Source organism: Rhizobacter sp. P1_G5 (assembly GCF_056405435.1).
Genome location: NZ_JBFUCB010000308.1, coordinates 1 through 6,943, shown reverse-complemented (window position 1 = coordinate 6,943; position 6,943 = coordinate 1). Strand labels below are relative to the sequence as shown.

7 protein-coding genes are annotated in these 6,943 nt (G+C 67.8%); all 7 read right to left on the bottom strand.

Going from position 1 to position 6,943, the window contains the following annotated elements:
* The coding region (locus AC1D12_RS19985) for a LapA family protein (protein ID WP_477842444.1) at positions 1-214 on the bottom strand (214 nt) is incomplete at its 3' end.
* Between the two features lie 49 nt (positions 215-263).
* Positions 264-596, bottom strand: coding sequence for an integration host factor subunit beta (locus AC1D12_RS19980; RefSeq protein WP_052203810.1), 333 nt, complete (start codon positions 594-596; stop codon positions 264-266).
* Positions 597-639: 43 nt separating this feature from the next.
* Complete coding sequence (gene rpsA / locus AC1D12_RS19975) at positions 640-2,358, bottom strand: 30S ribosomal protein S1 (RefSeq protein WP_477842442.1); 1,719 nt, start codon at positions 2,356-2,358, stop codon at positions 640-642.
* A gap of 138 nt (positions 2,359-2,496) precedes the next feature.
* The gene (locus AC1D12_RS19970) at positions 2,497-4,506 is read right to left on the bottom strand and encodes a bifunctional 3-phosphoshikimate 1-carboxyvinyltransferase/cytidylate kinase (RefSeq protein ID WP_465114001.1); all 2,010 of its coding nucleotides are present in this window, start codon (positions 4,504-4,506) and stop codon (positions 2,497-2,499) included.
* Positions 4,507-4,557: 51 nt separating this feature from the next.
* Positions 4,558-5,442, bottom strand: coding sequence for a prephenate dehydrogenase (locus tag AC1D12_RS19965; RefSeq protein WP_047505844.1), 885 nt, complete (start codon positions 5,440-5,442; stop codon positions 4,558-4,560).
* Positions 5,443-5,444: 2 nt separating this feature from the next.
* Entirely contained in the window at positions 5,445-6,551 is a 1,107-nt protein-coding gene (gene pheA, locus AC1D12_RS19960; protein WP_047505846.1) for a prephenate dehydratase, read from the bottom strand.
* Positions 6,544-6,943: aminotransferase class V-fold PLP-dependent enzyme (locus tag AC1D12_RS19955; protein WP_477842440.1), on the bottom strand; the 400-nt coding region annotated here is incomplete at its 5' end. The genes pheA and AC1D12_RS19955, both read right to left, overlap by 8 nt.

The following is a 6,943-nucleotide window of genomic DNA, read 5'->3' as shown; positions in this document are numbered from 1 at the left end:
GTGCGAGGCGGTGGTTGCGCCACCAGCTCGGCACCATCGCGAGCACGCCGAAGGCGCAGCCGAACGCGAAGGCGGTCAGCACGACGAACACCATCGGGGCATGCCATTCCTGGCCGAAGAACCAGCGCACGGTGGCGTCGTGCTGGTTGTTCAGCGCGAACGCGAAGAGGCTGAAGAAGATGAAGGCTCGGAAGAGCCAGACGGCGATGCGCATCATGGCGGCCGATTCTAGGTCGGCGGCGCGCAGCGCACGCGGAGCGGGCTCAGGTGCCCGTCAGCGGCGTGATCGGCATCGGCTGGTCGTCCTCGAGCGGAACCTGCTCGTCGACGGCTTCGCGCAAGGCCTTGCCGGGTTTGAAATGCGGAACCAGCTTCTCGGGAATCACCACCTGCTCGCCGGAGCGGGGATTGCGCCCCACCCGCGGCGGGCGGCGGTTGATCGAGAAACTGCCGAACCCGCGGATCTCGATGCGGTGCCCGCGCGCGAGCGCATCGGACATCGCATCCAGGATGGTCTTGACGGCGAACTCGGTGTCGCGATGCGTCAGCTGGCTGAACTGCTCTGCCAGCCGGGTCACGAGATCGGAACGCGTCATGGGTCCTGTTGATCCTCAGGGTTCGGTCAGGGGAACGACGGGATCAGCCGTTGTTCTGGTTGTCCAGCTTGGCGCGCAGCAGGGCGCCCAGGCTGGTGGTACCGGCGGTCTCGCGCTCGTTCGTGGTCGACAGGCGCTGCATCGCTTCCTGCTGGTCGGCGTTGTCCTTGGCCTTGATCGACAACTGGATCGAACGCGTCTTGCGGTCGATGTTGATGATCAGCGCCGAGACTTCGTCGCCTTCCTTCAGCACGTTGCGCGCGTCTTCGACGCGGTCGCGGCTGATTTCGGAAGCACGCAGGTAGCCGGTGACGTCGTCGTTCAGCTGGATCTCGGCGCCGCGCGCGTCGACCGTCTTGACCTTGCCGTTGACGATCATGCCGCGGTCATTGACCGAGGTGTAGCTCGTGAACGGATCGGAGTCGAGCTGCTTGATGCCCAGCGAGATGCGCTCGCGCTCGACATCGACAGCCAGAACCACGGCTTCGACTTCCTGGCCCTTCTTGTAGTTGCGGACCGCGGCTTCGCCCGGCTCGTTCCACGACAGGTCGGACAGGTGCACCAGGCCGTCGATGCCGGCAGCCAGGCCCACGAACACGCCGAAGTCGGTGATCGACTTGACGGGTCCCTTGACCTTGTCGCCGCGCTGCACCGTGGTCGAGAACTCTTCCCACGGGTTGGCCTTGCACTGCTTCATGCCCAGGCTGATGCGGCGCTTGTCTTCGTCGATCTCGAGGACCATGACTTCGACCTCGTCGCCCAGCGAGACGATCTTGCTGGGGGCGACGTTCTTGTTGGTCCAGTCCATTTCGGAGACGTGCACCAGGCCTTCGATGCCCGGCTCGATCTCGACGAACGCACCGTAGTCGGCGATGTTCGTGATCTTGCCGAACAGGCGCGTGCCGTTCGGGTAGCGGCGCGAAACACCGTGCCACGGGTCGTCGCCCAGCTGCTTGATGCCCAGCGAGACGCGGTTCTTCTCGGCGTCGAACTTGAGGACCTTGGCCTGCAGTTCCTGGCCGACCTGAACGACTTCGCTCGGGTGGCGGACACGGCGCCAGGCCATGTCGGTGATGTGCAGCAGGCCGTCGATGCCGCCCAGGTCGACGAACGCACCGTATTCGGTGATGTTCTTGACCACGCCGTTGACGATCGCGCCTTCGGACAGGGTTTCGAGCAGCTTCGCGCGTYCTTCGCCCATCGAGGCTTCGACCACGGCACGGCGCGACAACACGACGTTGTTGCGCTTGCGGTCGAGCTTGATGACCTTGAACTCCATGGTCTTGCCCTCGAACGGGCTCATGTCCTTGACCGGGCGCGTGTCGAGCAGCGAGCCGGGCAGGAAGGCGCGGATGCCGTTGACCAGCACGGTCAGGCCGCCCTTGACCTTGCCGTTCACGGTGCCGGTCACGAACTCGCCGGATTCGAGCGAGTTCTCGAGCGACAGCCACGAGGCCAGGCGCTTGGCCTTGTCGCGCGACAGGATGGTGTCGCCGTAGCCGTTTTCGATCGCGTCGATGGCCACCGACACGAAATCGCCGACCTGGACTTCGAGCTCGCCCTGGTCGTTCTTGAATTCTTCAATGGGCACGTAGGCTTCGGACTTGAGGCCTGCGTTCACCACCACGAAGTTGTAGTCGACACGCACCACTTCGGCGGTGATGACCTCGCCACTGCGCATTTCCGAGCGCTTCAGCGATTCTTCGAACAGGGCGGCAAAGGATTCGCCGCCTTGGTTGGTGGCGGTTTGGGTTTGAGGCATGTGGATTTCCGGGTGCAACTTGCGTTGCGGTTAGGTTGTAGAACCGCTGCCTCGGCGCACGTCTCTTGTTGAGGCAAGAGCGGTGCAGGAGGGGAAGCAGCGGGCCAGCCAAATCAGTTGGGCCTGCCCGCGCAGACTTCAACCGAACTTTCGCGAAGCTTCCCACCAATCCAGCACTGCCTTGACGCATTCGTCGACGGTCAGTGCCGAGTTGTCGAGCACCTTCGCTCCCTCGGCCGGCTTCAAAGGCGAAACCGCCCGGTTCTGATCCCGGGCGTCGCGCGCTTCAAGGTCGGCTCGAAGGTCATCGATACTAGTCGAAATTCCCTTAGAAATCAACTGCTTATGGCGCCGTTCGGCCCGCACGGCAGCGCTGGCGACGACGAACACCTTCAGGTCGGCGCCGGGGAAGATCACCGTTCCCATGTCGCGCCCGTCGGCCACCAGGCCGGGCAGGCGGCGGTGTGACAGTTGCAGCTCGTACAGCGCCTGCCGGACGGCCGGCCAGGCCGACACCTTGGACGCCATCGCGCCGACAAGCTCCTGGCGGAGGTCATCGCTCACATCGCGGCCGGCCAGCCAGATCCGCTGGTCGTGGAACGCCAGCTGCAGGTCGGCGGCGATCTTCGCGAGGCCGGGCTCGTCGGTCTCGGCGACGCCGGCATCCAGCGCCGACAGCGCGGTCGCCCGGTACAGCGCACCGGAATCGAGGAAGTGATAGCCCAGCGCCTGCGCGACCGCGCTCGCGAGCGTGCCCTTGCCGGAGGCGGTCGGGCCGTCGATCGTGATCACCGGCACGCCGGCCGGGCCGGGCTGTGCGACGCCGAACAGCGCCTCGAAGTAGTCGGGGAAGGTCTTCGCGACGCAGCGCGGATCGAGGATGCGCACCGGAACGGCACCGCCCACCAGCGGGTTGAACGCGGCCAGCGAGAAGCACATCGCGACCCGGTGGTCGTCGTAGGTGTGGATGGCGGCCGCGCGCCAGGCGGCCGGCGGCGTCACCTCGATGAAATCCGGCCCTTCGGTGACCGCTGCGCCGAGCTTGCGCAGCTCGGTCGCCATCGCGGCGATGCGGTCGGTCTCCTTCACGCGCCAGCTGGCGATGTTCTCGAGGCGCGTCGTGCCCTGGGCGTACAGCGCCATCACCGCCAGCGTCATCGCGGCGTCGGGGATGTGGTTGCAATCCAGCGTGATCGCCTTCAGCGGCCAGACGCCGCGGCGCACCTCCAGCCAGCCGGGGCCGCTGCGCACGTCGGCGCCCATTGCGCGGGCGGCGTCGATGAAGCGCAGGTCGCCCTGGATCGAATCGTCGCCGACGCCTTCGATGCGCAGCGCCCGCCCGTCGAAGGCGGCGATCGCCCCCAGCGCGACGAAGTACGAGGCCGACGACGCATCGCCCTCGACATGGATGCTGCCGGGCGAGCGGTAGGCGCTGCCCTGCGGGATCACGAAGCGCTGCCAGCCGTCGCGGCGCACCTGGATGCCGAAGCGCGCCAGCAGGTTCAGCGTGATGTCGACGTAGGGCTTCGAGATCAGCTCGCCGTCGACCTCGATCGTCACCGCATGCTCGGCCGACACCAGCGGCAGCGCGAGCAGCAGCGCGGTCAGGAACTGGCTGGAGACGTCGCCGCGCACGCGGATCGGCTGCGCGGTGTTCAGCCGCAGGTCGGCGGCGGCGAGCCGCAGCGGCGGGTAGCCTTCCTGGCCGAGCGAGGTGATGTTGCAGCCGAGCTGGCGCAGCGCGTCGACCAGGTCGCCGATCGGGCGCTCGTGCATGCGCGGCACGCCGCGCAGCTCGAAGCGGCCGTTCTGCGTGGCGGCCAGCACCGCCAGCGCGGCCGTCAGCGGGCGCATCGCGGTGCCGGCGTTGCCGAGGAACAAGCTGGCCTCGCGCGTCGCGAGCCGGCCGCCGAGYCCGGTGATGCGCCAGGCGCTGCCATCGGCCTCGACGCCGCAACCGAGTTCGCGCAGCGCGGCCAGCATCACCTGGGTGTCGTCGGAATCCAGCAGGTCGTGCACCACCGTCGTGCCGGCGCTGAGGCCGGCCAGCAGCAGCACGCGGTTGGAGATGCTCTTCGAGCCGGGCAGGCGGATGCTGCCGCCGGCGGATGCCAGCGGGGGAAGATCGATGAAGGGTGTCGAGAACATGGTCGATGGGCGGCCGAAGGCAGCGCACCATCGCGCTGCGGGGTCAGGAATTCAACGCGAGGAGCCGGGCTTGCCCGCGCCCATCTGCCAGCCGGAGCGCGCTTCGGACGCATTGCGGATCAGCCCTTCGAGCGCCTCCGCGTTGCCGGTCTTGATGACGTGCTCGAGCGCATCCAGCGTGTGCCGGAAGCGCATCGACTGCTTCAGGATCTCTTCGCGGTTCGACATCAGGATGTCGCGCCAGACCTCGGGGTCGCTCGCGGCGATGCGCGTGAAATCGCGGAAACCGGGGCCTGCCAGCGACAGGAAATCCTTGCCGGCCGGCTGCTTCGCGACCGAGCTGAAGAACGCGAAGGCCAGCATGTGCGGCAGGTGGCTGACGGCGGCGAACGCGGCGTCGTGGTTCTCGGCCGTCATGCGCAGCACCTGCGCGCCGATCCCCGACCACACGTCGGTCGCCTTCTGCACCAGCTCGGGCGAGGTCTGCGGCAGCGGCGTGATGATCACCTGCCGCCCGGTGTACAGCGACGCATCGGCATGCGCGACGCCGGCCACTTCCTTGCCGGCGATCGGGTGCGCCGGCACGAACGCGCTGACGCGCTCCTTCAGCACGCGGCGGGCCGCATCGACCACGTCGCGCTTGGTCGAGCCGACGTCCATGAACAGCACGTTCGGCTCCACCAGGTGGCGGATTGCCTTGAAGGTGGCCTCGGTGGCCGACACCGGCACCGCCATCAGCACGATGTCGGAGCCCGACACCGCGAGCAGCGCCGATTCGGCGGCCACGTCGATCACGCCCATCTTGCGGGCGCGCTCGGTGGTGGAGGGCGACTTGCTGTAGCCGACCACGCGCTTGACCAGCCCGGCCCGCTTCAAGGCGAGTGCGAACGAGCCGCCCATCAGGCCGACACCGATCACGCCGAGTTGGTTGAACATGGTCAATGGACGTCGATGGGATAGGTGCCGAGCACCTTGAAGAAGGCGCACACCTCGCGCAGCTCGCTCAACGCGGCTGCGACGTGGGGCTCGTCGGGGTGGCCCTGCAGGTCGACGTAGAAGTAGTACTCCCACTGGCCGGACCGCGCAGGGCGGGATTCGAAACGCGTCATCGAGACGCCATGGCGCTTCAGCGGCACCAGCATGTCGTGCACCGCGCCGGGCTTGTTGGCCACCGACACGATCAGGCTGGTGCAGTCGTGGCCCGAGGCCTTCGGCTGCGGATGCTGGTGCGGGTGGGCGAGTACCGTGAAGCGGGTGCGGTTGTGCGCGTCGTCCTGGATGGCCGGCGCGACGATGTGCAGGCCGAACTCGCTGGCGGCACGTTCGCTCGCGATCGCGGCGATGCTGGCGTCCTGCTGGGCGAGCCGGGCGCCTTCGGCATTGCTCGCGACCGGGCGGCGTTCGACGTTCGGCAGGTGGTTGCTGAGCCAGCCGTGGCACTGCGCCAATGCCTGCGGGTGCGCGCACACGGCCGTCAGGTTCTCGAGCGCGTTCTCGCGGCGCAGCAGGTTGTGCCGCACGAACAGGCTGGTCTCGCCGATGATGAACAGCGGCGTCGTCAGGAACAGGTCGAGCGAGCGCGTGACCACGCCCTCGGTCGAGTTCTCGACCGGCACCACGCCGAAGTCGGCCGAGCCGGCGCTGACGGCATGGAACACCTCGTCGAAGTTGGCGCAGGGCACCTTGACGATCGACGAGCCGAAGAAGCCGAGCACCGCGAGCTCGCTGAAGGTGCCCGACGGGCCGAGGTAGGCGACGCGGGTGGGGGTCTCGAGCGCGCGGCAGGCCGACATGATCTCGCGCCAGATCGGTGCGACGCTGTCGTTGGCCAGCGGGCCGGGGTTGACCTGCTTCAGGCCGTCGATCACCTGGGCCTCGCGCTCGGGGCGGAACGCGACCGAGCCTTCCTTCTTCTTCAGCTCGCCGACGTGCAGCGCGAACTGGGCGCGCTGGTTCAGCAGGCCCAGCAACTCTCTGTCGACGCGGTCGATCTGGGTGCGAAGGGCCAGCAGGTCAGGGTGGGGGGCAGGTGTCGGGTCAGCCATGGCGCGCGGCGAATTCTCGCATGTACGCCACCAGCGCCTGCACGCCGGCCAGCGGCATCGCGTTGTACAGGCTCGCGCGCATGCCGCCGACGCTCTTGTGGCCCTTCAGCTGCAGCAGCCCGCGCTCCTTCGCGCCGGCCAGGAAGGCGTCGTTCAGCGATTCGTCGCGCAGGAAGAAGGGAATGTTCATGCGCGAGCGGCTGCCGGGATCGACGTGGGTCACGTAGAACTCCGAGCCGTCGAGGTAGCCGTAGAGCAGCCCGGCCTTGGCGATCGCGCGCTGCTCCATCGCCGCGACGCCCGCGGCCGCGCCTTCGCGCTGCGCCTTCAGCCACTGGAACACCAGCCCGGCGATGTAGATCGAGTAGGTGGGCGGCGTGTTGTACATCGAG